A 26,424-nucleotide genomic window follows, 5' to 3' on the forward strand; every position below is an offset into this window, starting at 1 on the left:
CAATTATTTGTTTAGTATTAATTTTTCCATTCTGGAAATAGCATTCTTTAAATATTTTTGGTCATCATACACTTGCACTAATAAAATACCACCTTCAATATCTTGAACAATTTGTTCTGCAAGTACTAAAGAGTCTTTTGAAGAATGGTGATGTTCTAGCAATACCTGTATTCCTGAAATGAAATCTTGAAAGAAAAGACGTATTTCGGTTTTATAAATTGGATCAAGATGGATAGTCTCTAATGCGGTATTTGCCATAATACAACCCCCATCGGATATGCTAAATACTTTATACAGTAATTGTTTTAGTTTAAGAAGTTTTTGATCTAGACTTAACTCATCATTCTTGATAATTCGAGAGAAATTGTAATTAAAGTAACTGTACACTGTATCTAATACTTCTTTTATTAGTGTTTCTTTATTATTGAAGTAATAATAAAAATGAGACTTTTGAATGTTACATGCTTTAGCCAATGCACTTAAACTACTATTGTGTACTCCTCTAACTCTTAGCACCGGTATGACTTTTTGCAATAACTCTTCTTTAGATGTTTTTATAGATGGCATTTTATTGAACGTTCGTTAAAATAATAAATAAATATAGTTAGAATATTTTAGTGCCATTGTTTATTTTTACTTAAAATTTTATGTCACTATGAAATTAACACAAGAAGAAGTGTTGGAACAATGCGCAAAAATGTGTAAAAATACTCTTATGGAAACACTAGAGATTTCTTTTTGCGAAGTAGGTAAGGACTACTTAATAGCAAAAATGCCAGTTACACCTCGAGTGCATCAACCAGATGGAGTGTTACATGGCGGAGCGATGGTGGCTTTGGCAGAAAGTGTTGGTAGTGCTGCAACTCAGATGTTTCTGAATAGTAAAGAGTTTAGTATTCGGGGAATAGAAATTTCTGCTAATCATGTTAAGAGTATTAGAAGTGGATATGTATTTGCTCGCGCAGAGGTAGTTCATCAAGGAAGAACGACTCAATTATGGGATATTAAAATTAGAGACGAAGAAGAAAATCTAATATCTATTGTAAAATTAACTACTATAGCACTTCCAAAAAGAAAATAGTATGAACATAAAGGATGTTTTTACTAAAATCAATAAACAATACCAAGACAAATTACCTTTTGTAGTTTATCGTAAACCGGGTGAAGATATATTAAAATGTCTTTTACAAAAGAATGATGTATTACATCAAATGGATTCTTATGATACTTCTGGTTTTGTTTTTGCACCATTTGATAACAAATCAAAATCAATTCTTATTCCTGTTAAAAATAGTGAACATTACCAGTGCGCCTTAGCTAAATTAGTTGCGCCTGAGAATATTGATAGTTTTCGAGAAAATAGAACAGTTAATGATCTTTCTAAACAAGAGCACATTAAATTAGTAAATAATGGTATTCAAGAAATTAAATCCGGTATTTTAAAAAAAGTAGTACTATCACGTAAAGAAGAAGTTGATTTTACTAATAATAATTTGTTAGATGTATTTTCTAAACTGTTGAATAAATATCCTAATGCCTTTGTGTATTGTTGGTATCATCCTAAAGTAGGGCTTTGGTTAGGAGCTACTCCAGAAACACTGGTTGAAACTAAAGAAGGGAGCTTTCACACAATGGCTTTAGCTGGAACACAACCATATATAGATACGATAGATGTACAATGGGGGGATAAAGAGAAAGAAGAGCAAGCAATGGTTACTGATTTCGTACTAAAACAACTTTCATCAGTGATAAAGAATATTTCATCTTCTGAAAGATATACCCATAAGGCCGGTACATTATTACATTTGCGAACAGATATTCAAGGCGGTATAAGTAATGAAATGATACCACAATTTCATAATATTATCAATGTGTTACACCCAACACCAGCTGTTTGTGGATTGCCTAAAGATAATGCCAAGTCTTTTATCTTAAAAGAAGAAGGTTATGATAGAAAGTATTATACAGGCTTTTTGGGAGAGATTAGTTTTGCCTCAAACGAGGAGATGCAATCAAATTTATATGTTAATCTTAGATGTATGTCTATTTCGGAAAATAAAGCAAGTATTTATGTAGGAGGAGGAATTACAAAAGACTCTATTCCAGAATTAGAATGGGAAGAAACCGTAAGAAAAACCGAAACAATGAAAAATGTTTTGTTGTAAATTACTACAAAAACGCTAGTGTAAATTAGTATGATATTGTAATTTAGCTTTTCGAATGAAAACACGCTTATATTCAAAAATCCCTTTAGCACAAACCATTGTTTCTTTATGTGAGGCTAAAGATATATATCATATTGTTATTTCACCAGGATCAAGAAATGCTCCATTAACTATAGGTTTTAGCGAGCATCCTGACATGAAATGCTATAGTATAGTTGATGAACGTTGTGCAGCTTTTTTTGCATTAGGAATCGCGCAACAGATAAAAAAACCGGTAGCATTGGTTTGTACATCTGGTAGTGCTTTGTTAAATTATTATCCTGCGATCTCTGAAGCATTTTATAGTGATATCCCTTTAGTGGTGCTAAGTGCAGATAGACCGATAGAACGCATTGATATAGGGGATGGTCAGACCATACGACAAAAAAATGTATTCGAAAATCATATTTTGTATTCTGCAAATCTTTACTCAGAGATTGTAACAGAGAAAAAAATTGATGATATTAAAGTCCAGCAAAAGCAACATGAAGCGCAAAAGCATAACGAGAGAGAGATTAACCTCGCTTTAAATAAGGCAATTGAGCAAAAGGGACCTGTTCATATTAATGTACCTTTTTATGAACCTTTGTATGATAAAATAACCAAACCTTCTGTGTTTCCTAAAAATATACCGGTTGAATATCCAGAACATCATATTGCAAAAAATGTTCATTTAGAAATGGTAGATTTATGGAGCACATCAAAACGTAAAATGATCCTTATAGGGGTTAACTCGCCAGAGGTAGTAGACCTAGAATGGATAGAGTTATTAGCAAAAGATCCTTCTGTTTTGGTTTTAACAGAAACTACATCAAATATTTATCATTCGAGTCATATTAATTGTATTGACCAGTTAATAACATCTTTATCGGCAGAAGAGTTTGAAGAACTCCAACCTGATGTTCTATTAACAATAGGAGGAATGGTGGTCTCTAAACGTATTAAAGCTTTTTTAAGAAAATACCAACCACAATCACATTGGCATGTAGATGATAAAAAGGCGTTTGATACATATTTTTGTTTAACAGAGCATATAAAACTAAAACCTAATTCTTTTTTTAAAGATTTTTTACCCGATACATTACCCATAAAAAGTACTTATAAATCAAAATGGATTTCTATTCGAGATCAAAGAAGAGATAAGCATAAAATATATCTTAACGATATTGTGTTTAGTGATCTTAAAGTTTTTGAAACACTATTCAGTGAAATTCCAGAGAATCAAATGATACAATTGAGTAATAGCTCAACTGTTCGTTATGCCCAGTTATTTTCATTAAAACCGTCATTTAAAGTATTTTGCAATAGAGGTACTAGTGGTATCGATGGCAGTACATCGACAGCTATAGGAGCATCATTAATATCTGGGGCAACTACTTTAATTTCTGGGGATTTAAGTTTCTTTTATGATAGTAATGCTTTATGGAATAATTACATCCCTTCTAACTTTAAAATTATTATAATAAATAATCAGGGAGGGGGCATTTTTAGAATACTGCCTGGGAAAGAAGAAAATACAAATTTTAGTACATATTTTGAAACGACTCATAATCTTACAGCGATACATTTATGTAAAATGTATGGTTTTAAATATCATAGCGCAAGCGATAATGAAGAGGTTAGAGAAAAGATGCAATTGCTGTATCAAAATAATAATGTACCTCAATTATTAGAGATTTTTACGCCTAGAAAAGAAAACGACAGTACTTTAATCGATTATTTTAAGCATTTCATCTAATAAGCAATGTTGGATATACTTTATTAGTTATTTATTCATTTATATTTCATCTATCTTTGGATAAACAAGTAATAATTAACTAATAACCTAAAACATAATCACCTTATGAGTAAGAGAGATGAACTAATCACTAAGTACGCTGCTGACATCAAAGATAAAATAGGTCAGACACCTGATATGGATCTATTAACTAAAGTTACAATAGGATGCGGACCATCAATTTATAATGCTGATGCAGCTACAGTATCTGGTAGTGATCCAAAAGAATTGGAAACAGTAAAGAAAAATTTTCTTATTAAAAAGTTAGGTCTTGCAGACGGAGCTAAGTTAGACGAGGCTATTGCTTCAGTTATCGATGCTTATGGTAAATCTAACCGCAATAAGTACAGAGCTGTTGTTTATTATCTTTTGACAAAACATTTCAAAAAAGAATCTGTATACAAATAGGGGATATAAGTGCCCTAGATTGTAGCAATTTATTGTGAAAAAGAAACCTCGGTAGTATAAAACTACCGAGGTTTCTTTTTACTCCATCAATTTTTAGGATAAATTAAAAACATGAGTCTTATCTGTATTCATAATTTTAAAAAAGTATCTTTGCACAAAAATTTAAGAAATGCTAAAACTTGGCGTATATAATACTTTAGAAGTAGTAAGAGAAAGAGATCAAGGAATTTATCTCTGTGATGAAGAAGGAGATGAAGTTTTATTGCCTAATAAATATGTTCCTGAAGAATTTAAAATTCGAGATGAAATTAAGGTATTTGTATATTTAGATAGTTCTGAACGTATTGTAGCTACTACACTAGAACCCTATGCAACAGTAAAATCTTTTGCTTATTTAAAATGTACTAGTGTTGCTGAAATTGGGGCGTTTTTAGATTGGGGTTTAGAAAAAGATCTTTTTGTGCCCTTTAAAGAGCAGGCATCAAAGATGCGAAAAGGTAGTTGGTACCTTGTGTATGTTTATTTAGATCAAGAAACAAATAGGTTGCTTGCTTCTAGTAAAACAAATAAATTTCTTGATAATTCTTTAGTATTATTATCACCTTTTGACGAGGTAGACCTAATAGCATCTCATCCTTCTCCTCAAGGGTGGAATATGATTGTAAACCAAAAATACCTTGGGTTAGTCTATAGCGACGAGATTTTCCAAAAAATAAGTGTGGGAGATCAGTTAAAAGGATTTGTAAAAAAGGTTCGTCCCGATGGAAAAATAGATATTACCCTTCAAAGACACGGATTTAGAGGTATTGAGCCTAATGCTCAGCAAATTTTAAAAGAATTAGAGTCAAGTGGCGGTTTTATAGATTTAAATGATAAATCAGACCCTAAAGATATTGAAGCTGTTTTTCAATTGAGTAAAAAGAGTTTTAAAAAAGCAATTGGTACACTATATAAAGCTAGAAAAATCTCAATAGAAAAAGATGGAATACGATTGTTAGAATAAGCAATAAAAGGAACTGAAATTTGTTTAAGTAGTTGACTATAAATTCATAAATGATTTATTTTTTTAAATTTATATTCTCAAACTAAATAATTTCAACAACTTAACCTTTTATTTCTAATGGTCTTACTATGCAAAAAAATTGCAGATTCTAAGTGGTTCCAAAACTTTATAATTGTTGTTATTTTACTTGCCGGAGTTTTGGTAGGCATACAAACTTATGGTGAAAAAGTTGCGCACTGGACAACTATTATTGATAAACTTGATTGGATAATTTTAATCATTTTTACTGTTGAAGTTCTAATAAAAATTACAGCAGAAGGAAGTCAACCTCAAAATTATTTTAAAGATCCCTGGAATTTATTTGATTTTTTTATAGTTGTTGCCTGCTATATTGGGCCATTTTTAGGAGATAATGCAGAGTTTCTTCCTGTACTCAGGCTAATTCGAATTCTTAGAGTTTTTAAATTAATTACTGCACTTTCAGAGTTACAGTTAATCGTTGGTGCACTATTAAGAAGTATACCATCTATGGCTTATATCAGTTTATTGCTAGGTATGTTGTTTTATATATATGGTGCTATGGCTGTATTCTTATTTGGAGAAAATGACCCAATTCATTTTGAAAACTTGCAGAGAAGTATACTGTCTCTTTTTAGGGTGATTACTTTAGAAGATTGGACAGATATCATGTATATCAATATGTATGGGTGTGATTCATATGGATATGATGGTAACGAAGCATTATGTGTCAATCCCAAAAGCTCTCCTATTTTGGCGTCCATGTTTTTTGTATCTTTTGTTTTAATAGGTACTATGGTGGTTCTTAATCTTTTTATTGGAGTGATAGTGAACGGAATGGATGAAACTAAAACAGAGATAGAAATGAAAGCTAAAGTAAAGCGTAAGAATGAAGAGAATGGCACGAATCTCGAAAATGAAATGAAACTATTAATAGATAAGGTTGATTCTATAAAAGAAGAACTAGGAGTATTAACACATCTCTACGATGAAGAAAAATCAAATTCAAGTTTAAAAGAAAATGCCAAATATTATAGTAACGGTGAGTCTTAAAAGAAAATTAATATGCCAAACCAGTAATAGGGCAGAAAGCTCCGCTATATAGGGAAGCATCTTTATAAGCAATATTTTTTATACCGCTAGAATTGGTGTTAGAATTACCGTAACCATTTCCTGATATACTAAATGATGTTCTTTTTGTTTGAGGTTGTGGTATTGCTACATTGTATTTAGCATTAACAAATTTATTTTCTGGTAAATACATTGTTGTAACCTTGTTCTTTTTTCTAAGATATTGCTCACGCAGGTCAATACTTAGATCTACCTTTTGTAGTTGGTACTTGCTGGTTTCGGGAGTGTTTTCTGTTATAAAAGACAAAGGAGCACCTAGTTTCTCTAACTGAATATCTTCTATTTCTATAATAATAGATTTACTCTTTGTTTCTTGTCCATAAGAAATACTGCAAAAACACCCTATTAGTACAACTAAAAAACCTCTCATAATTATAAATATTCTATCAATATATAAAATTATATCAAAAACTATGCTAAATCTTCTTTGTAAACCTAAAAAAACACAAAATTTTATGATTTTCTTAGATTTGCCTTGTGATTGATGTGGTGTGGTAAGCTATATTGTAGTATTTTTGATTGTGAAAAAATAATAGTATAATGAGTTCAATAGATTGGAAAACGGTAAAAGAGTATAAAGATATAACCTATAAAAAAGCAAATGGTGTAGCACGGATTGCATTTAATAGACCAAATGTTAGAAATGCTTTTAGACCTAATACAACAAGTGAATTGTATGATGCTTTTTATGATGTTCAGGAAGATACGTCAATAGGTGTTGTTTTATTGTCTGCAGAAGGGCCATCTACAAAAGATGGAGTATATAGTTTTTGTAGTGGAGGAGACCAAAAGGCGAGAGGGCATCAGGGGTATGTTGGAGATGATGGAAGACATAGATTGAATATTTTAGAAGTACAAAGACTTATAAGGTTTATGCCTAAAGTTGTGATCGCAGTTGTACCTGGATGGGCAGTAGGAGGAGGACATAGTTTACATGTTGTCTGTGATCTTACTCTTGCTAGTAAAGAACATGCAATTTTTAAGCAGACAGATGCAGATGTAACTAGCTTTGACGGTGGGTATGGGTCAGCATATTTAGCAAAAATGGTAGGACAGAAAAAGGCTCGTGAAATATTTTTCTTAGGAAGAAATTATTCAGCTCAAGAAGCATATGAAATGGGAATGGTTAATGCTGTAATCCCTCATAAAGACCTAGAAAGTACAGCCTATGAGTGGGGGCAAGAAATATTAGAAAAATCTCCTACTTCTATAAAAATGTTGAAATTTGCAATGAATCTTACCGATGATGGTATGGTCGGACAGCAAGTGTTTGCAGGAGAAGCAACGAGACTAGCCTATATGACTGATGAAGCAAAAGAAGGAAGAGATGCTTTTTTAGAAAAAAGAAAACCTAATTTTAAGGATATAAAGTGGCAGCCTTAATTGTAAATAGCTTTTAATTACTTTTTGTTAAAAGTATAACTGTTTATAAAATGGATAAAAAAGAAGAAGAACTGTTGTCAATGCATTATCAGATTGAAAAAACTGATATTAAGCAGCAAAAATTTGAAGATCGTCTTAAGTCTATTTCAGAAGATTTAAAGAAGAGTAAGCGTATTAGAAATATGTATTTCGTGCTTATAATCGGGCTAATTTTGCTTATGATTGCTGGTAGTTTTTATTTGATTCAAAATAATATGATTTTTCCTTCAGATGCACCATCTGTTGAAAACTCTAATGAAATGAAGAAGCTTCTTATGATTAATGATTCATTACAACAAGAAGTACAAAAACTAAAAGAAGGAATCTCTGAAGAAATGAATAGTACTAAGGATTCTTCAGAAGTATATATGTATGATAGCTCAGGTTCGCGAATTGTAGTAGCTAATGATAGTATTGGATCAGATAAGGATTCTCTAAATAAATCAAAGCGTAAATTTAAAAGGCAATACGGTTATGTTAAAAAGGCTTTTAAAAGTAACGATGCCATTTTTGTTGAAGTAGACTTTATAGAGTTTTATAAAGGAAGGTTAGCTGTGAAAAAAGCAAAAGAATACGGAGAAGCTGAGTATGATATTGATAAAAAGGGAGATACATTGTATTTTTTGTATAATAATTATTATATTCATAACAAGAATTCATCATCAAGAATTCTGGAACTGGACGATAAAGTGAGAGTGAAGATTGATAAAATTAATCAAATATCTAATGGATTTCCATTAAAAGCTTTTCAAAAGATTATTTTAGACCAACCTGTTTTAATCTTAGAAACCAATAATGATATTGTGTATAAAATATCTCAACAAAAACTCCTTTAAGCGTTGTATGATTTATAATCTTTAGTGTAACATAAAACTTCATAAATTTCCCCCAACCATGAAAGTTCTTAAAGATGAGGATTTACTATCATTACATTATCAGATAGAAAAGTCCGAGATAAAACAAAAAAAATTGGAAGATCTTCTTGAAATAGAAGCAGAAAAGTTAAGGAGAACAAGAAAATCAAATAGACTATTTGGATCCTTTTCTGTTGTTTTCTTGTTATTAGCAGTATTCTTAATAGCAAATGCCTTTTATTCTAATAAATCTACTTCTAAAAAATCACAAGCTAATAGTAAGTATGCCCAAGAAATTTTAGCATTACAAAATGAGTTAAATATTGCAAAAAATGAATTGGAGATCCTTAAAAAGGAAAAAGCTACGAGTAAAGAAATACAAGACTTATATCTTTATAGAAGTTTAATAAGCAGAGACACGGTATTTTCTGTTCAAATTAAAGCTGCTAACAATAAGAAAATATCTTCAATTTCTCAGAAATTTACCAATACCTTGGTGTATAGTGATGCATCTTTGTACAAACTGAGTTTAGGTATTTTTGAAACGTTATCGGAAGCGCAAGATTTCAGAAAAACACTGATTCAGTCTGGAATATTAGATAAACGAATCTTCGTTATATCTTATAAAGATGGTAAACGTATTCGAATAGAGGATTACCGGTAAATTATCTTAGTTTTGGATAATTTTCTGGATTAGCCTCATGCATTATATCATATATTTTTTCGAAAATGTCTTCTACAGATGGTTTACTAAAATAATCTCCATCGGTACCAAATGCAGGCCTATGTGGCTGTGCACTTAATGTTTGAGGTTTGCTATCTAGATATTGATATATATTTTGCTCATCGATTAGTTTGTGTAAAATATAACCAGTAGCACCACCAGGTACATCTTCGTCAATAACCAAAATTCTATTTGTTTTGGCAACACTCTTTACGATATCATGATTAAGATCGAAAGGGAGTAAAGATTGAACATCTATAATTTCGGCATTAATTCCAACCGCTAATAACTCTTTTGAAGCCTGTTCTACTAACCTTAATGTAGATCCATATGAAACTAAAGTAATATCGGTACCTTCTTTTATTGTTTCAACGATACCAATTGGAGTTCTTGTTTCTGGCAAATTAGCAGGCATTTTTTCTTTAAGACGATATCCATTAAGACATTCTACAACTATTGCTGGTTCATCGCTGTCTAATAGTGTATTGTAAAAACCTGCTGCTTTAGTCATATTTCGAGGTACAAGTAAATGAATACCTCTTAATAAATGGATAAGTCCTCCCATTTGCGATCCAGAATGCCATATTCCTTCTAATCGATGTCCTCTCGTTCTAACAATTAGAGGAGCTTTTTGCTTAGCAAAAGTTCTATATCTTAATGTTGCAAGATCATCACTTAGTCCCTGTATACAGTATAAAATATAGTCTAAGTATTGTATTTCTGCAATGGGTCTAAGTCCTCTCATGGCCATACCAATTCCTTGACCTATTATTGTAGCCTCACGAATACCAGTGTCAGAAATTCTAATTTCTCCAAATTTTTCTTGTAACCCTTCTAATCCTTGGTTTACATCTCCGATTTTACCACTATCTTCTCCAAAAATTAGTGTTTCAGGAACTCTATCAAATATATTGTCAAAATTATCACGAATGATGATTCTTCCGTCGACTAATTCAGAGTTTTCGTCATACTCTGGTTTAACCTCGTTAATATTTATCACTTTAGAATCATAATCGTTATATAAATGATCGCTATATTTTCCTTGCGTAGTTTTTATATAACTATTTATCCAATTTTGTAAATTGGTTTTTTCTATAAAATTCTCTTTAGTGATGTAACGAAGTGTTTTTCTTGTAGCTTCTAGTATATCTTTTCTAATAGGCTCTTCTTTTGATTCAAGAACGCTTATTAGTGGGGATATGAAATTTTTATTTTTACTTATTCCTTCAACAGCTTTAAGAAGAGTAATGGCTTCTGTTTGCTCATTTTTAATTTCAGAAAGATATGCGTTCCATGCTGTGTTTTTGCCTTTACGCACGGCTTTTTTAGCCTCTTTTTCAATATTTAGAAGCTCTTCTGTAGTAGCAATATTGTGATCGATGATCCACTCTTTGAATTTCTTATTGCAATCATGCTCTCTTTCCCAATTTAAACGTTCTTCACTTTTGTATCTTTCATGAGATCCAGAAGTAGAATGCCCTTGAGGTTGAGTTAGTTCTTTAACGTGTATAATTACAGGAATATGTTTTTCACGAGCTAACTCTTCAGCGGTTTCATAGGCATCCATTAATGCAGCATAGTCCCATCCGTTAACTTTTATAATTTCATATCCTTCATGATTTTCATCACGTCTAAAGCCTTCAAGGATTAAAGAAATATTTTCTTTTGTAGTCTGGTGTTTAGCATGTACAGAAATACCGTATTCATCATCCCAAATACTTATAACCATAGGTACTTGTAGTACGCCACCTGCATTTACAGTTTCCCAAAATAATCCTTCACTAGTACTTGCGTTACCTATTGTTCCCCAAGCTACTTCATTTCCATTTACAGAAAAATCAGAAAAATCAGAGACACTTTTTTCGTTTCTAAAAACTTTAGATGCCTGTGCAAGACCAAGTAATCGTGGCATTTGCCCAGCAGTGGGGGAGATGTCAGAACTTGAGTTTTTTTGTTGCGTAAGATTTTTCCAGCTGCCATCTTCATTTAGACTATGCGTGGCAAAATGCCCTCCCATTTGTCTACCTGCAGCAAAAGGCTCTTTGTTTATATCGGTATGTGCATAGAGACCAGCAAAAAATTGCTCAATTGTATATTGATCAATGGCCATCATAAAAGTTTGATCACGATAATACCCTGATCTAAAATCTCCATTGCGAAATACTCTAGCCATTGCTAATTGTGGTAATTCTTTACCGCCTCCGAATATTCCGAATTTTGATTTTCCTGTTAGTACTTCTCTTCGGCCTAATAAGCTACATTCTCTACTTATAGTTGCAATTTTGTAATCTTTAAGTATTTGATTTCTATATTCTTCAAATGAGATATTAGATGAGCTTACTATTTCTGGTTGCATACGAACGAAGTTTAGGTTTGCAAATTTAGTCAAAATACAGACCAATTGCAAGTGCTAAACTCTTAAATGTTTTGAGTATAATACATCAAAAGTGGATTTTTATTGATAAATCATCGTTTTTGAGTAATATTTTAAGTATTGATTAACAAATGCTCAAAATTTTCACATTTGCAATTTTTAGTACCATGATCTAGTAAAAAGTCCAATAAGCGTTTCGGGACTTAACGTAATAATAAATCTTATCTGTTCGTCATAATTTGGTTGTGCAATTTCCCATCCTTTGTTTGATACCACTGGAAAAAAGAGTTCAAAAAAATCAGCAACTAAACTTAATCTTACTCCAGCATCATAAACATATTTGGCAGATTCTCCTCTGTTCTTAACAATACCGGCATCTCCATATGCATATATCCAATTCCAGATATTCGTATTGGCATTAAATGTAGTAATCCATTGATTTGCGAACGGGGAATCCAGTCTTGACTTAAATCCACCTTCTGCTAAAATAATTTGCTGACTTGTAAATCCTGTATCTTCACTTCTTCCTAGATAGTTATAATCAAACAAGTAATCTGTAGGGCGGTCTAGCGCAAAGCTGAAAAAGTCACCATCTTTTTCTGTATCATTAAAAACAAACGCTCCTGCAAACAATCGTAAGTTTAACTGTCTATTGTTTAAGAATAATTTTCTATAGTTTATTGTTGTAGAAAGTTTACTGAAATTTTTGGAAACTTGATAATCTAAACTGTATCCTAAAAAATCAGTAAGATTGAAATCTGAATAGCCGTATCTGGCATTAAAAACATTATAATCTGGAGTTACAACGGGATTTATTTCATCTCTCTCTCTAAAAACATTTACATTTCTAATCGTTAATCGTTGATTTTCATTAGACCTTAAATCTTTTGGTCTAAAATTGAAGCTTACAGAGGTAGAAAACCTTCTAAATAATAAATCGGGAGCATAGCTAAACATACTTCCATTTACACCATAACGAATCTGATATAGTCCATGTTCTGCTATTTGATTTCTAAAAAAGAAAGCAGCCGAGCCTAGTATTTTTTGTGACCTAAATCCATAAGCAGGTGATATATTGTATTCAAAGTTACGTCTTATCACTGTACTATTGTAGAATTTTGAAGCTATAGTAAACCCATCATATACATTAAATTCAAACTCAGGAATAAAAAATATTTGGCTATACCTAGGGTCTTCAACATCTTCTAATAATCTAAACTGGATAGGTTTATTGAGTATCCATTTTAAATTTTTATAATTATTTCTTCTATTAATCTCGGGAACATTTTGCTCATAATCTAATACTAGTTTGGTTATGTTATCATTAGGTATCATGACTTTTTTAGTTCCTACGATATCCGTAACCCATGTTTTGGATACAACATCTTTTTTTCTTAATCCATATAAAGAGATAGGCATACTATTCTCTTTTTTGTTCTTTATGGTAACTTCTAAAGAGTCTTTTTTTCTTTTTACAGATTTGATTTTAAAATCCAGTTTTTTGTTTGTGTTTACAAAATCTTTAAAAAACCATTCTACGTCTTTTTGCGCTATAGATTGAAGTATGTCTTTAAATTTTTCAGAACTCGTATGTTTAAGTACATTTTTGGAATAAAACTCTTTTATAGTCTCATCTAAAACATTATCATTTTCGAGATAATCTTCTAGATATTTAAATCCTACACCAGCTTTGTATGCATTAGCAATATTTTTGTTGAACTTTACTAAGCTATCTTGTGGAGTCGACAGGGGTTGATCCAAAAATAATCTAGCCATATTTTTATAGGCTAAAAAATATTGATCATTAAAATCTAAATCTGCTATATGAAACCAGCGTATACCAATAACCTTGCTTAGTTTACCGATTATTTTCATATCGGGATAAAACTGTTCAGTATACGAGATCATTAGATAAATATGTAAAGCATCTTTTATCCATGTATCATGCCTGGGGTTTACCAATAATGTTTTATCCAAATACGTTTCTGTAATGGCTTTGAGTTGTTTAATTTCATATTGAAAGCCATCGGGAAATGGTCTTAAAAAATCAGGTAATTGGTTTAAGCCATAAACAGGATTATTTTTATAATCACTTTCAGAAATAACAATCTTATTATATGGATAAGGCCCTAGTTTTTTCTTTAAGAAATCTAAAATCCTTTCTGTAGCCACAGATTTCATTTTTGGCATTAGATTGTTATCGTCTATATTGCTAATGAATATAAAATCTCCCGCAGGAAAACTATAAAAACTGGGCTGTTTCCCTATATGTAAATTTATTTCTCCTCGATTCTCGCCACTAAGTGTTATAATTTTTAAATTTTGGTCTTCTTCTTCAGGTAAATTTCTAGCTATTTCTTTCTGAGTTAATTCGCTTACCACATGGTATTCTTCAGGAACTGTAAAAACGATTTCATAATCACTTAGTTCCATGTAAAGATCATCTAGATTTTTATGACTATAGATATTCCATTTTGTGTCATATACGGCAGGAACAATGTACCAATACTTTAAATCAAAATTACCGTTGTCATGATACCCATATCGAGTAAATTTACTACTTGGAATTTTTATCTGATACTTTAAAATAAATGTTTGACTCTCTCCAGGAAGTAAAGGTTTAGTACATATTACTTTGATAATATCGGCTATCCCTTCGTGTCGACTCCATTGTAAGGCGTTAGTTGCGTTATCGCTAATTTTTTGAATGATTGTGCTACCTCGTTCATGATCTTTTGCAAAGTAAAATCGTTTCAAAAAATCTTCAGAAAATCGTTTTCCTAAGGGGGTCGTTTTACCTGCAAAACTATTTGCCCAGTCATGAAAAAACACTTCTTTTAATACATGCTCAGAAGTATTGGTAAATACAACTTCTTGCTCAATTGATACTATCTTTTTTTCGGTATCAAGACTTGCATCAATTTTAATACTATGTTGACTATGAGTAACAAAGCATATAAAAAATGCAATTACGGAATAATATATTTTAGCGAGATTCACTCTTTTTATATATTAGAAAAATTGATTAATAATAGATAAGAAGAAGCTTTCGCTAAGCTATCATACGAATTGGTTGATACTGAAATTGAGTTAGTTTTAAGCATTTTATTTTGTGTGAATTTGATAATTGTCTAAAGTTCAAAGATATTACTTAGAAATTTGGACTTAAATTATACTCACCATAGAACTTATCTAAAATAGTAAGTACTTCTTCGGGCGTATCTACGACATGAATAAGATCAAGATCACCAGGGCTAATATTTCCAAATTTATTTAGTAATGTACTTTTTACCCAATCAATAAGTCCACCCCAAAACTCTGTGCTTACAAGAATTATAGGAAATTTTGCTATTTTTTTGGTTTGTATTAATGTCATCGCTTCAAATAATTCATCTAAGGTTCCAAAACCTCCAGGCATTACTACAAATCCTTGTGAGTATTTTACAAACATTACCTTACGTACAAAGAAGTAATCAAAATCAAGACTTTTATCACTGTCTATATATGGATTGTCATGTTGTTCAAAAGGTAAGTCTATGTTTAATCCTACAGAGGTTCCGCCTCCTAAATGGGCTCCTTTATTTCCGGCTTCCATAATACCAGGTCCACCACCAGTAATGACACCATAGCCATTGTCTACAATATTTTTAGCTACATCTACTGCTAACTGATAGTATTTGTCATCAGTTTTTGTACGAGCGGATCCAAAAATAGATACACAAGGTCCTATTTTACTCATTTTCTCAAATCCATTAACAAATTCCCCCATGATCTTGAAGATAGCCCAAGAGTCATTAGTTTTTATTTCATTCCAGCCCTTATGATGTTGTTGTTCCATAAAATTTATTCTTTTAATTTAAAATGCCAAGTTCTTTCTTTAAGAACTTCGCGGTATAACTTTTCTTTTCTTTTATAATTTCTTCTGGTGTACCTTTTGCAATGACTTGACCACCATTTTTACCGCCTTCATATCCAATATCAATAACGTAATCAGCCATTTTAACTACATCAAGATTATGTTCGATAATTAATACTGTATTTCCTTTATCAACTAATTTATTCAAAACTTCCATCAATACTCTAATATCTTCAAAATGAAGCCCTGTTGTTGGTTCATCTAAAATATAAAATGTATTTCCGGTATCTCTTTTGGATAGTTCTGTAGCCAATTTAATACGTTGCGCTTCACCACCTGATAGTGTTGTTGATTGTTGTCCTAGTGTAATATAGCCTAAACCAACATTTTGGATAGTTTTTAGTTTTCGGTAAATTTTAGGAATAGGTTCAAAGAAGTTGCATGCTTCATTTATGGTCATTTCTAATACATCAGAAATAGATTTTCCTTTATATCTTATCTCTAATGTTTCTCTATTAAATCGTTTACCTTGGCAGGTTTCACACTCTACGTATACATCAGGTAAAAAATTCATTTCTATTACACGCAATCCGCCACCTTTACAGGTCTCACATCTACCTCCTTGAACATTAAAACTAAATCGCCCAGGCTTATACCCACGGATCATGGCTTCAGGAGTTTTAGCAAATAGACTTCTGATTTCTGAAAAAACACCTGTATAAGTAGCAGGATTTGATCTTGGAGTACGACCAATAGGGGATTGATTTACATCAATAACTTTATCAGAATGTTCTAACCCTTTTATACTTTTATAAGGCATTGGTTTTTTGACACCGTTAAAGTAGTACGCATTAAGAATGGGGTATAATGTTTCATTAATTAAAGTTGATTTACCACTACCTGATACTCCAGTAACAGCGATCATTTTTCCTAAAGGAATAGTAATAGAAACATTTTTTAGGTTATTTCCTGTAGCTCCTTTTAAAGAAATAGTTTTACCATTTCCTTTTCTTCTTTTAGTAGGGACTTCTATTTTTCTTTTTCCGCTTAAATAGTCGGCAGTTAGGGTATCGTGTTTTTTTAAATCTAAGGGATCTCCTTCACTAATAATTTCTCCACCGTGTTTTCCTGCATGTGGTCCAATGTCTATAACATGATCTGCACGTTCTATCATGTCTTTATCATGCTCTACCACAATAACAGAGTTACCAATATCTCTTAATTGAATAAGAGAATTGATAAGTTTTTCATTATCTCTTTGGTGTAATCCAATACTAGGTTCATCTAATATATAAAGTACACCTACCAATTGAGAACCAATTTGCGTTGCAAGTCGTATACGCTGTGCCTCACCACCAGATAGAGATTTACTACTTCGATTCAAAGATAAATAGGTAAGACCTACATCAATCAAAAACTGTAATCTCGCATTAATCTCTTTTAAAATTTCACCAGAAATTTTCTTTTGCTTTTCACTTAATTTAACAGGTAGTTCTTTAAACCAATCTGTTAACTCACTTATATCCATCGAAGCTAACTCGGCAATATTTTTTTCATTAACTTTAAAATACAGAGATTCTTTGCACAGTCTTGATCCATTACATTCAGGACATTGAATATTATCCATAAATTCCTTAGCCCATCTTCTTAAAGAAGTAGAATCATTGGTATTGTATGTATTTTCTATAAAAGTTGCAATACCTTCGAAATCAATTTTATATTCTCTTTTAACTCCTAAAGTCTTGCTATCAACACTAAATTTTTCTTTTCCACCATGAAGAATAATCTCCATAGCTTCCTTAGGAATTTTTTTAATAGGGTCACTGAGTTTAAAGTCAAAGCGTTGACCAATGAGTTCTAATTGTTTAAAAATCCAATTATTTTTTTGAGGTCCTTGCGGCGCTAAACCACCACTTTTAATGGATTTTGAATCATCAGGAATAATTTTATTGATATTTACTTCATAAAGATTACCTATACCATTACATTTTGGACATGCCCCTTTTGGAGAATTAAATGAAAAATTATTAGGTTCTGGGTTAGGATAAGAAATCCCACTTGAAGGACACATTAAGTTTCTACTAAAAAAGCGCGCTTCCTGAGATTCTTGTTCAATAATCATAAGAACGTCATCACCATGGTACATAGCCGTATTAATGGTCTCCATTAAACGCTTAGAATTCTCTTGATCTTCAGAAACTTTGAGTCTGTCTATAACAATCTCGATATCATGAGTTTTGTAGCGATCAAGTTTCATTCCTTTAGTAATATCTTTTATCTCGCCATCGGTACGAACTTTAACAAATCCTTGTTTTGCAATTTGCTCAAAAAGCTCACGATAATGTCCTTTTCTAGATCGTACAATAGGCGCAAGGATATTGATTTTTTTTCCATTAAAATCTTTTAGAATCAGATCTTTAATTTGATCATCGCTATAACTCACCATTTTTTCTCCTGTGTTATAGCTGTAGGCATCACTTCCTCTTGCAAAGAGCAGCCTTAAAAAATCATATATTTCTGTGATTGTTCCCACAGTACTTCTCGGACTTTTACTGGTAGTTTTTTGTTCGATAGCGATTACTGGAGATAGCCCATCTATTTTATCTACATCAGGTCTTTCTAAACCTCCTAGAAATTGACGTGCATAGGCAGAAAAAGTCTCAATATATCTTCTTTGTCCTTCTGCATAAATCGTATCAAATGCAAGAGAAGATTTACCAGATCCCGATAAGCCTGTAATAACTACTAATTTTTCTCGGGGTATAGTTACATCTATGTTTTTTAAGTTGTGAACTCGTGCTCCTAAAACCTCAATATTTTCTTTTGATACTACCATAAAATTTTAACCAAGATTGCAAATGTAGGTATTTGATAGCGTTTTGTAAAATGAGTACCCTTTCCGTTTTAGTATTTAAAGAATATTTTTTGAAATAAAAATGTATTTTCTGAAGTTATTCAAGTTTACATCACTTTTTTATTGATAAATTATCGTCGTTTTATAACGATTGTTTAAGGATATAATGGTAAAACCTCTTTGTTTATAAGGCTTATGCTTAGTAGTAATTTTCTTTCGGAAAATGTTATGTAAGTTTTTTGTAGGTGTTTTTTTTGTTTTTTTTTAACAATTTGTGAACCATAGTTAGTAGCCTTTTTGCATTTCAGAATAATTAAATAAGACTTTTTTTTTAAGATCATGAGTATAGAAGGTTCTTATTTTTGATTTTGAATACTGTTTTTTGGCTTATATTTTTATTAAAACCGCTAAGAAATCTACTCTTCTGCCAGCTTTAGATTTGTTCACAAAGGTTGTCTATGTTGTGTTTAAAAGTTTGTAAATTAAGGTTATACAAACTCATTGAAGTATTTGGATTTTGATAACATATTTGGCCTACATGCATCAAGATTCTTCATCTTCAAAATTAAAACTTCTAACGATGAAAAACATTTTAACAATTGTGTTTGCCCTAATAACGGCAATTGGTTTTGCACAGAAGCAACCCCACAATCCTAGTGAGAGAATACAGCAAGAAAAAACTAATGGTACTGTATTTGAAAACGAAGACCTTTTTACGACAGTTAATAAACAAAAGTCAAAAACTAAAATCCCATCAGAATTAAAAGACTATACTCTTTTTTCTTTTGATAAAGGAAAGGAGGCCGCTTTTAAATCTAAAGCTCCTGTTGCGATGACTCTTACTATTCCTGGCCAAAAGAAAGCAATGTTATTAGAACTTGTAAAAACAAAAATAACCACAGATGATTATCAAATTATTGAAATGCCCTCTGGTAAAATCGTAACACCAGATAATAATGTACTACATTATAGAGGTATTGTAAAAGGAGTACCTAATTCTGTTGTTGCTATAAGTTTTTTAAGCGAAGAAATATCTGGTATTATTAGTATTGGTGATAAACCAAGCAATTTAGTGATTGGTAAGCTTAAAAATAGTAACGAACAGATCATTTATGAAGATAAGGACATAAGACACCTTAATGATTTTGTTTGTAGGATAGAAGATAATCCTGAAAAGAGCGAGCAACTTCAAGATAATACCCAAGGTAAAGCAGCAGTAAAATGCCCTAAAATATTCTTCGATATTGCAAATGATATTGTTCGTGATAAAGGAGGTGCACAGGGGGCTTCAGATTTTATTGAAGCTATTTTTAATCAGGTTTCAGTATTGTATGCAAATGATGATATTAGTATTCGTCTTTCTGGAGTAAAAGCTTGGACCAGTGTAGCCCCATTTGATGGGTTAACTAATTATCGAAATTATAGAAATCGAAATAGTTTTAATGGTGATTTAGGACATTTTGTAACCTATAACTTTTCTGGAGGTGTTGCCTGGGTCAATGCGTTATGTGGTTCTTACAAATATGCAGTTTCCGGTATTAGAAAATCTTTTAGTAACGTACCTACATACTCATGGTCTGTAGAGGTAGTTGCTCACGAATTGGGACATAATTTAGGATCTCCACATACCCAAGCTTGTAAGTGGAATAATAATAATACCGCTATCGATGGCTGTTATGGAACAGAAGGCGGTTGTGCAAGACCTGGATTACCATCTGGCGGAGGTACTATTATGAGTTATTGTCACCTTACTAATGTTGGTATTAATTTTAATAAAGGCTTTGGTCCACAGCCAAAAGCTTTGATTCAAAGAACTATAAATTCAAAAAGCTGTGTGCAAACTTGTGATGGTGGTCCGGGTAATGATGGATCAGTAACTTTTCAAGGTAATAATAATAGATATATTTCTTCAGAAAATGGAAGTAATCCAATGACATGTAATAGGACAGTTGTAGGTTCTTTTGAAAAATTTACTGTTGTCGACGCGGGTGGAGGACAAGTGGCATTAAAAGGAAATAATGGAAGGTATGTTTCATCTGAAAATGGAGGAGCTCCCATGACATGTAATCGAACCAGAATAGGTTCTTGGGAGAAATTCACTATAGTAGATGCAGGTGGAGGTAAAAAAGCTCTAAAAGGAAATAATGGAAAGTATGTTTCTTCTGAGAATGGAGGAGCTCCAATAACCTGTAATCGAACAAGGATAGGTTCTTGGGAGAAATTTACAATAAATGGATTAAGAAATAATACCGCTATACCTCAGGTAGCTGGTTTGCAGAATGAAATAGCAATGTTTCCTAATCCTGTAAAAAACCTATTAACTATTACGATGGGGACATTTGCAGATGAAATGTCAAAAGTGTTGGTTAAAGATATTAACGGTAGAACTTTACAGTCAACAGCTGTAAGTAATGAAGCTAAAGTAAATGGAGTTCAAGTACTTGATCTTAGTAATATGGCTACAGGAGTTTATTTTGTTCAGATTACAAATTCTAATACAATAATTACTCAAAAAGTTTTTATAGAATAATATTCGAGTATATATAAAATTAGGCTACTAGGGTGAAGTAAATAACTTCACCCTTTTTATATAGTATTAATTTTCTAATTATTACGAATCTTACTACTTTAGATTAAAAATTATAATTATGATTTTAGGGATAGGCTCCAGAATAAAACATCCTGAATTTGGATTGGGCGTAGTAACCAATGTAACTTCGAAAATGTATTGGGTAACTTTTATAGATAATGGATTAGAAACTGTAAATGTAGACGATGAATTTGAAATCATTGATGGAGTAGAAGATGAAGTCGATACGGTTAGCTTCTATGAAGTAGAAAAAGTAGTAAAAGATCTTTTAAAGCGATATAGTGATATTTCAGAAATTGTACCTATCGCGGATAAGTGGAAGGGAGGTAAGCTAATAATGCAACCTGGAGATCAGAATTTAACTTCTAAAGATTTACCTATTGATAAATTTTTTCATAAAATTGTGATGGTTAGGGATAGAATTCGAGTGATGGAACAGAAGATTAATAGCTCTAACCTTGATCAACAAGACAAAATAGACTTGCAACAATACATCACGAGAATTTATGGTAGTTTGACTACATTTAATGTGCTTTTTAAGAATAAATCTCAACACTTTGTTGGGGATAGCTCTAAAAATAAATGAGTAAATACCCTCTTGTTAAAAAAATAGGATTAATTCTAGGACCTCTGTTGTTTTTGGTATTGATCAACTTACCTTTTATATTCATCTCAGAAGTAGCAGATAAGGTTATATCTGTTGCTGTTTGGATGATAGTTTGGTGGATAACAGAAGCTGTTTCTATATCTGTAACAGCATTAATACCATTAATCTTATTCCCTCTAGTAGGAGTTTTAGACTTAAAAGCCGTATCTCAGAGTTATGGTAGCCCTATTGTATTTTTGTTTTTTGGAGGTTTTGTAATGGCCTTGGCCTTAGAAAAAGTAAACCTTCATAAAAGAATAGCATTAACCATTATAAAAATTACCGGAACAAGCCCTGATCGGGTTATTCTTGGTTTTATGATAGCTACTGCTTTTATGAGTATGTGGATTAGCAATACAGCATGTACAGTAGTGATGCTGCCTATTGCTTTATCAGTGATACAGTTATTAATTGATGATAAAGATGGGTTTACAAAAAATGATAAAAATTTTGCATTAAGCATAATGTTGGGAATTGCTTTTTCTGCCAATGTTGGTGGAGTGGCAACCATTATAGGTACACCACCTAATTCTGTGTTGGTTGGATTTCTTGAAAACGAATATCAAATAGAAATATCTTTTTTAAATTGGATGTTACTTGCTTTTCCTTTTTCGGTGACGATGATTACTATTATTTATTTTGTGATGGTAAAATGGATTTATCCTAATCATATTAAAAGTTTTAATGCTTCACAAAATATAATCAACGAAGAGTTAAAAAAATTAGGTAAGATTTCAAAACAAGAACGTCGAGTACTTGTTATTTTTAGTGTAGTAATTGCACTTTGGATATCTAGAACGACAATTAATGGTTTTTTTCCTGATTTAAAGCTTTCTGATACAGGAATAAGTATGATGGGAGCTTTTGCTTTGTTTGTAATTCCTTTTAGATTAAGTAAAGGGGAGTTTTCTTTAGAATGGAAAGATACTCAAAAATTGCCATGGGGAATTTTAATCTTATTTGGTGGAGGTTTAGCTCTAGCAAGCGGATTGTCACATGCAGGTTTAATAGAGTTAGTAGCAAATACTATAGCAGAAAATAAAGGATTAAGTTTAGTAGTAGTCACGGCATTATTAATTGTTTTTATGCTTTTTATGACCGAGTTAATGAGCAATGTGGCTTTGGTAGCCATATTTGTTCCCGTTGTTGCAGGTATTGCACTAGGTTTAAATGTACCAATGCTTCATATGTTAATTCCTGTTACTATGGCTGCTAGTTGTGCATTTATGCTTCCTATGGCTACACCACCCAATGCAATAGTTTTTGCAAGTGGTTATGTTAAAGTATCAGAAATGGTTAAAGTTGGCTTTATTTTGAATGTGATCTCGGTGTTATTGTTGATTTTGTTGTTTAAATTTTATGTATCACTATTTTTCTAATACTATGTGAAACTTAATCGTTCCAGGCTCTAAGATTACTAATAGGAATTCCAAAGCCTAGTAATTTATGTTGTTGCGATAAGTAAGTACCACTTTCTGTTTTTTTCCAGTCACTCCAAGTAGCTTCTATTCCTCCTATAGGTAGTATAGAAACCCACATTTGGTAGCTAGTAGGGATGTGATTTTGATCAACTTTCCAAAGATATGAATCTCCAGGGGTTGTTCCGCCAGAGCTATAGTTTATAAGTAAGCCTTGGCTATTATTATCTAACTTTACTAATTTTCTGGTAACACCAGTATCAAATAGTTTAAAAGGAGCAACTACCCAAAAAGAATCATTGTTAAAATAGGCTAGAGCTGTAGAAAGAATTTTTTTTCTTTCTTTTTCGTTTACATTTTTATTTTCTAAATAACTTTTTTGTGGTTTATTAAGATTAAGATGTACAGTATGGTCATCCCACTTAACTTGAACAGTTTGTTGTTGCTTATTCCAGAGGTAATGATGCTTGTTTCTAAATGTCCACTGCAGGTAATCAGTATCTTGATACGCTTGATAGTGCAGTGCTTCTTGTATTTTTAAAGCAAATTGATCTGCTTTACTACCTGTTTCACCTTCAGGCATCTTTTCATTCAAAGAAAAATAAAGTGAAGCAACTACAATAATAATCAAAGTTAGTATGCCCAACACTAATATTTTGAATAGCTTAAAGAATTTCTTTTTCAAGAGGTTGCGAATTTAAGTTCGTATGGTAAACTAAATGTAGTGAAATTGTATTAAAGAGATTTGTAATATTCAAAAGACTTTAAAATCAAATCATCATCAACAGTGCAGTTATATTTTGCAGCACCTATAGAAGTTAATAATACAAACAAAATGGTTCCTTTTTCATTTTTTTTATCATGAATCAAAAGATTCATAATTTCTTGGTAATCCTTAGATTCTATATCAATTTTTGGAAATGTAGCAAGAATAACATCGCTAATATGTTGTAAATCTTCTTCTGTTAATGATAGTAACTGGGATGAAATATAGGCTTCCATAATCATACCAATTGCAATGGCCTCACCATGCAATAAAACAGGTTTATCTGGATGCGTTAGGTAAAAAGATTCTATAGCGTGCCCAAGAGTATGACCAAAATTAAGGTATTTCCTAATATTTTGTTCTGTAGGGTCTTCAGTAACAATTTTATTTTTAATCACTACAGAATCATATATCATTTGATCTAATTCTTCAATATCTAATTGAGAGAGATCACTAATTTTGTTCCAATATTCACGATCTTGAATTAAACCATGTTTCAACATTTCTGCAAAACCACTACACATTTGATTTACGGGGAGCGTACCTAAATATTCTGTATCTATTAATACCATTTCAGATTCACTAATTACCCCAACCATGTTTTTAAGATTGCCAAGATCAACACCAGTTTTACCTCCAACAGATGCATCTACCATGGCCAATAGAGTAGTTGGTATATTGATATAGTTAATACCTCTTTTGTATGTACAGGCTATAAAACCTCCAAGATCAGTAACTACACCTCCTCCAAGGTTAATTAGAAGACTCTTACGATCAAAACCTAATTCAGAAAGAGCATTCCAAATACCACTACAAGTTTCAATATTTTTATGAATTTCGCCAGGTTCAATTTCAATAACCTCTATATCATATTCTTTTTCGATTGTACTCATTAGTAATGACAAACAATATTCGTGAGTATTGCTATCAACGAGAATGGCTATTTTAGAGTGGTTAGCTTTTTCTAAGTAAGTGTTTAGGGCAGTATAACATTCCTGACCAAAATATACTATTGATTCTTTAGAAACTATGGGCTTCATGTGTAGTTAAATTATGAGAGCGAAATTAAGTAGAATTTAGATTAAAATAAACTCGCAAGTTCTATATTTGCAGATATCATAAAATAAACACAAAGTATTCTTGTAAATCGATCATATTTATAGGAATGCTAGTATAAAACTGATGATAATCTAAATTATTTTTTTGATGAGTCACAATAACTTGTTTGAGAATACACAAAAAGCTTTTTCGTTAAAAAGCGATTCAGAATTAGAAAGAGCATATTTTTTGTTTAAAATGATTTCTAATGAACCATTAGTAAGAATCGGTACTGCAGTAACAAATTTTGCTATTAAAGCTCATTTGCCAGTACAAGGATTGATACGCGCAACTGTATTTGATCATTTCTGTGGAGGAGTTAGTGAAGAAGATTGCTTACCTGTAGTAGATAAAATGTTCGAAAAACGAGTATGTTCGGTTTTAGATTATTCTGTTGAAGGAAAAGAAGACGAGTCTCAATTTGATGCAGTTCTTCTAAAAACAATAGAATTGATTGAATTTGCAGATCATAAAGACGCGATGCCTTTTAGTGTATTTAAACCAACAGGTTTGGGACGATTTTCGGTTTTCGAAAAGAAAACAAAAGGTGAAGCTTTAACTAAAGAAGAACAACAACAATGGAAACGTATAGAAAAGCGCTTTGAACTAGTCTGTCAAAAAGCGTTTGATTGTGATGTTGCATTATTGATTGATGGAGAAGAAAGTTGGATGCAAGACGCTGCTGATGATTTAGTTGCTAAAATGATGCGTAAGTATAATACAGAAAAAGCTATTATTTATAATACATTGCAATTATACAGACATGATCGTTTAGAGTATTTAAAGAGTTTGCATGAAGAAGCAAGAGTATATGGTTTTAAAATAGGAGTAAAGATAGTGCGAGGTGCCTATATGGAAAAAGAAAATGAACGTGCAGAAGAAAAAGGATATCCTACACCAATTTGTGCAAGTAAAGAACACACCGACGAAAACTTTAATACTACTATGAAATACATTCTTGAAAATATAGAAGATATTTCAGTTTTTATAGGTACACATAATGAGCATAGTAGTTATTTAGCCATGCAATTGATGGATGATCTGTCTATCGCTAAAGATGATTTTAGAGTTTGGTTTGGCCAACTATATGGTATGAGTGATCATATTAGTTTTAATCAAGCAGCAGAAGGCTATAATGTAGCAAAATATTTACCCTTTGGACCAGTACGAGATGTAATGCCTTATTTGATACGAAGAGCAGAAGAAAATACTTCTGTAGCTGGGCAAACAAGTCGTGAGTTAAACCTTTTATCACAAGAAAAAAAACGTAGAAAACTATAA

General features: G+C 31.7%; 21 protein-coding genes. 13 read left to right on the forward strand and 8 right to left on the reverse strand.

What is annotated here, in order from left to right; genetic code table 11:
- Window positions 1–3 precede the first annotated feature (3 nt).
- Entirely contained in the window at window positions 4–567 is a 564-nt protein-coding gene (locus AWE51_RS03210; RefSeq protein ID WP_066309378.1) for a TetR/AcrR family transcriptional regulator, read from the reverse strand.
- Between the two features lie 88 nt (window positions 568–655).
- On the opposite strand from AWE51_RS03210, the gene AWE51_RS03215 reads away from it, so the two are divergent.
- The 6 genes from AWE51_RS03215 to AWE51_RS03240 all read left to right on the forward strand — a co-directional run bounded on the left by AWE51_RS03215 (window position 656) and on the right by AWE51_RS03240 (window position 6,463).
- Complete coding sequence (locus AWE51_RS03215) at window positions 656–1,081, forward strand: PaaI family thioesterase (protein WP_066309385.1); 426 nt, start codon at window positions 656–658, stop codon at window positions 1,079–1,081.
- Window position 1,082: 1 nt separating this feature from the next.
- Window positions 1,083–2,165 carry a chorismate-binding protein gene (locus AWE51_RS03220; protein WP_066309387.1) on the forward strand — a complete coding sequence of 361 codons (1,083 nt, stop codon included), beginning with the start codon at window positions 1,083–1,085 and terminating at the stop codon, window positions 2,163–2,165.
- A gap of 55 nt (window positions 2,166–2,220) precedes the next feature.
- A complete protein-coding gene (menD, locus tag AWE51_RS03225) occupies window positions 2,221–3,942 on the forward strand; it encodes a 2-succinyl-5-enolpyruvyl-6-hydroxy-3-cyclohexene-1-carboxylic-acid synthase (RefSeq protein ID WP_066309390.1) in 1,722 nt (573 codons plus the stop codon).
- A 105-nt stretch (window positions 3,943–4,047) separates the two neighbouring features.
- Window positions 4,048–4,389, forward strand: coding sequence for a DUF2853 family protein (locus AWE51_RS03230; protein ID WP_066309394.1), 342 nt, complete (start codon window positions 4,048–4,050; stop codon window positions 4,387–4,389).
- Between the two features lie 169 nt (window positions 4,390–4,558).
- The gene (locus AWE51_RS03235) at window positions 4,559–5,392 is read left to right on the forward strand and encodes a CvfB family protein (protein WP_066309396.1); all 834 of its coding nucleotides are present in this window, start codon (window positions 4,559–4,561) and stop codon (window positions 5,390–5,392) included.
- Between the two features lie 117 nt (window positions 5,393–5,509).
- A complete protein-coding gene (locus AWE51_RS03240; RefSeq protein WP_066309399.1) occupies window positions 5,510–6,463 on the forward strand; it encodes an ion transporter in 954 nt (317 codons plus the stop codon).
- Between the two features lie 7 nt (window positions 6,464–6,470).
- Here AWE51_RS03240 and AWE51_RS03245 read toward each other — a convergent pair whose 3' ends face one another.
- A complete protein-coding gene (locus AWE51_RS03245; RefSeq protein WP_066309401.1) occupies window positions 6,471–6,911 on the reverse strand; it encodes a hypothetical protein in 441 nt (146 codons plus the stop codon).
- Between the two features lie 170 nt (window positions 6,912–7,081).
- Here AWE51_RS03245 and AWE51_RS03250 point away from each other — a divergent pair, with 170 nt between their 5' ends.
- Genes AWE51_RS03250 through AWE51_RS03260 form a run of 3 tightly spaced genes read left to right on the forward strand, consistent with a single transcriptional unit; the run spans window position 7,082 to window position 9,481 of the window.
- Complete coding sequence (locus tag AWE51_RS03250) at window positions 7,082–7,924, forward strand: 1,4-dihydroxy-2-naphthoyl-CoA synthase (protein WP_198403790.1); 843 nt, start codon at window positions 7,082–7,084, stop codon at window positions 7,922–7,924.
- Window positions 7,925–7,974: 50 nt separating this feature from the next.
- Complete coding sequence (locus tag AWE51_RS03255; RefSeq protein ID WP_066309403.1) at window positions 7,975–8,799, forward strand: hypothetical protein; 825 nt, start codon at window positions 7,975–7,977, stop codon at window positions 8,797–8,799.
- A gap of 58 nt (window positions 8,800–8,857) precedes the next feature.
- Window positions 8,858–9,481 carry a hypothetical protein gene (locus AWE51_RS03260; RefSeq protein ID WP_066309405.1) on the forward strand — a complete coding sequence of 208 codons (624 nt, stop codon included), beginning with the start codon at window positions 8,858–8,860 and terminating at the stop codon, window positions 9,479–9,481.
- Window position 9,482: 1 nt separating this feature from the next.
- Here the strand turns inward: AWE51_RS03260 and AWE51_RS03265 are convergent, their stop codons facing one another.
- The 4 genes from AWE51_RS03265 to uvrA form a co-directional block, all read right to left on the reverse strand.
- Window positions 9,483–11,897 (reverse strand): alpha-ketoacid dehydrogenase subunit alpha/beta, encoded by a 2,415-nt coding sequence (locus tag AWE51_RS03265; protein ID WP_066309408.1) that lies wholly within the window; start codon window positions 11,895–11,897, stop codon window positions 9,483–9,485.
- Between the two features lie 177 nt (window positions 11,898–12,074).
- Entirely contained in the window at window positions 12,075–14,915 is a 2,841-nt protein-coding gene (locus AWE51_RS03270; protein ID WP_066309412.1) for a gluzincin family metallopeptidase, read from the reverse strand.
- A gap of 151 nt (window positions 14,916–15,066) precedes the next feature.
- A complete protein-coding gene (locus tag AWE51_RS03275; RefSeq protein WP_066309415.1) occupies window positions 15,067–15,753 on the reverse strand; it encodes an LOG family protein in 687 nt (228 codons plus the stop codon).
- Between the two features lie 13 nt (window positions 15,754–15,766).
- Window positions 15,767–18,607, reverse strand: coding sequence for an excinuclease ABC subunit UvrA (uvrA, locus tag AWE51_RS03280; protein ID WP_066309417.1), 2,841 nt, complete (start codon window positions 18,605–18,607; stop codon window positions 15,767–15,769).
- Between the two features lie 598 nt (window positions 18,608–19,205).
- Between uvrA and AWE51_RS03290 the strand changes: the two genes are divergently transcribed.
- From AWE51_RS03290 to AWE51_RS03300, 3 genes are all read left to right on the forward strand, one after another.
- Window positions 19,206–21,155 carry a M12 family metallo-peptidase gene (locus AWE51_RS03290; RefSeq protein ID WP_066309426.1) on the forward strand — a complete coding sequence of 650 codons (1,950 nt, stop codon included), beginning with the start codon at window positions 19,206–19,208 and terminating at the stop codon, window positions 21,153–21,155.
- Between the two features lie 118 nt (window positions 21,156–21,273).
- Entirely contained in the window at window positions 21,274–21,801 is a 528-nt protein-coding gene (locus tag AWE51_RS03295; protein WP_066309428.1) for a hypothetical protein, read from the forward strand.
- Entirely contained in the window at window positions 21,798–23,240 is a 1,443-nt protein-coding gene (locus AWE51_RS03300; RefSeq protein WP_066309429.1) for an SLC13 family permease, read from the forward strand. The genes AWE51_RS03295 and AWE51_RS03300 overlap by 4 nt, the downstream gene beginning before the upstream one ends.
- Window positions 23,241–23,253: 13 nt before the next feature.
- Here AWE51_RS03300 and AWE51_RS03305 read toward each other — a convergent pair whose 3' ends face one another.
- Complete coding sequence (locus AWE51_RS03305) at window positions 23,254–23,964, reverse strand: hypothetical protein (RefSeq protein ID WP_066309431.1); 711 nt, start codon at window positions 23,962–23,964, stop codon at window positions 23,254–23,256.
- A gap of 50 nt (window positions 23,965–24,014) precedes the next feature.
- A complete protein-coding gene (gene aroB / locus AWE51_RS03310; RefSeq protein ID WP_066309434.1) occupies window positions 24,015–25,085 on the reverse strand; it encodes a 3-dehydroquinate synthase in 1,071 nt (356 codons plus the stop codon).
- 166 nt (window positions 25,086–25,251) lie between these two features.
- Here aroB and AWE51_RS03315 point away from each other — a divergent pair, with 166 nt between their 5' ends.
- Window positions 25,252–26,424, forward strand: coding sequence for a proline dehydrogenase family protein (locus AWE51_RS03315; protein ID WP_066309437.1), 1,173 nt, complete (start codon window positions 25,252–25,254; stop codon window positions 26,422–26,424).

The sequence above is a fragment of the Aquimarina aggregata genome (assembly GCF_001632745.1).
Taxonomy (GTDB): Bacteria; Bacteroidota; Bacteroidia; order Flavobacteriales; family Flavobacteriaceae; genus Aquimarina; species Aquimarina aggregata.

What these genes read in the sequence shown, in the direction of transcription:
- menD (WP_066309390.1), top strand. Translation starts at nt 2,221, where the DNA reads ATGAAAACACGCTTATATTCAAAAATCCCTTTAGCACAAACCATTGTT.
- AWE51_RS03250 (WP_198403790.1), top strand. Translation starts at nt 7,082, where the DNA reads ATGAGTTCAATAGATTGGAAAACGGTAAAAGAGTATAAAGATATAACC.
- AWE51_RS03315 (WP_066309437.1), top strand. Translation starts at nt 25,252, where the DNA reads ATGAGTCACAATAACTTGTTTGAGAATACACAAAAAGCTTTTTCGTTA.
- AWE51_RS03290 (WP_066309426.1), top strand. Translation starts at nt 19,206, where the DNA reads ATGAAAAACATTTTAACAATTGTGTTTGCCCTAATAACGGCAATTGGT.
- AWE51_RS03300 (WP_066309429.1), top strand. Translation starts at nt 21,798, where the DNA reads ATGAGTAAATACCCTCTTGTTAAAAAAATAGGATTAATTCTAGGACCT.
- AWE51_RS03260 (WP_066309405.1), top strand. Translation starts at nt 8,858, where the DNA reads ATGAAAGTTCTTAAAGATGAGGATTTACTATCATTACATTATCAGATA.
- AWE51_RS03265 (WP_066309408.1), bottom strand. Translation starts at nt 11,897, where the DNA reads ATGCAACCAGAAATAGTAAGCTCATCTAATATCTCATTTGAAGAATAT.
- AWE51_RS03220 (WP_066309387.1), top strand. Translation starts at nt 1,083, where the DNA reads ATGAACATAAAGGATGTTTTTACTAAAATCAATAAACAATACCAAGAC.
- aroB (WP_066309434.1), bottom strand. Translation starts at nt 25,085, where the DNA reads ATGAAGCCCATAGTTTCTAAAGAATCAATAGTATATTTTGGTCAGGAA.
- AWE51_RS03275 (WP_066309415.1), bottom strand. Translation starts at nt 15,753, where the DNA reads ATGGAACAACAACATCATAAGGGCTGGAATGAAATAAAAACTAATGAC.
- AWE51_RS03295 (WP_066309428.1), top strand. Translation starts at nt 21,274, where the DNA reads ATGATTTTAGGGATAGGCTCCAGAATAAAACATCCTGAATTTGGATTG.
- AWE51_RS03255 (WP_066309403.1), top strand. Translation starts at nt 7,975, where the DNA reads ATGGATAAAAAAGAAGAAGAACTGTTGTCAATGCATTATCAGATTGAA.
- AWE51_RS03240 (WP_066309399.1), top strand. Translation starts at nt 5,510, where the DNA reads ATGGTCTTACTATGCAAAAAAATTGCAGATTCTAAGTGGTTCCAAAAC.
- AWE51_RS03235 (WP_066309396.1), top strand. Translation starts at nt 4,559, where the DNA reads ATGCTAAAACTTGGCGTATATAATACTTTAGAAGTAGTAAGAGAAAGA.
- AWE51_RS03230 (WP_066309394.1), top strand. Translation starts at nt 4,048, where the DNA reads ATGAGTAAGAGAGATGAACTAATCACTAAGTACGCTGCTGACATCAAA.
- AWE51_RS03245 (WP_066309401.1), bottom strand. Translation starts at nt 6,911, where the DNA reads ATGAGAGGTTTTTTAGTTGTACTAATAGGGTGTTTTTGCAGTATTTCT.
- AWE51_RS03210 (WP_066309378.1), bottom strand. Translation starts at nt 567, where the DNA reads ATGCCATCTATAAAAACATCTAAAGAAGAGTTATTGCAAAAAGTCATA.
- uvrA (WP_066309417.1), bottom strand. Translation starts at nt 18,607, where the DNA reads ATGGTAGTATCAAAAGAAAATATTGAGGTTTTAGGAGCACGAGTTCAC.
- AWE51_RS03215 (WP_066309385.1), top strand. Translation starts at nt 656, where the DNA reads ATGAAATTAACACAAGAAGAAGTGTTGGAACAATGCGCAAAAATGTGT.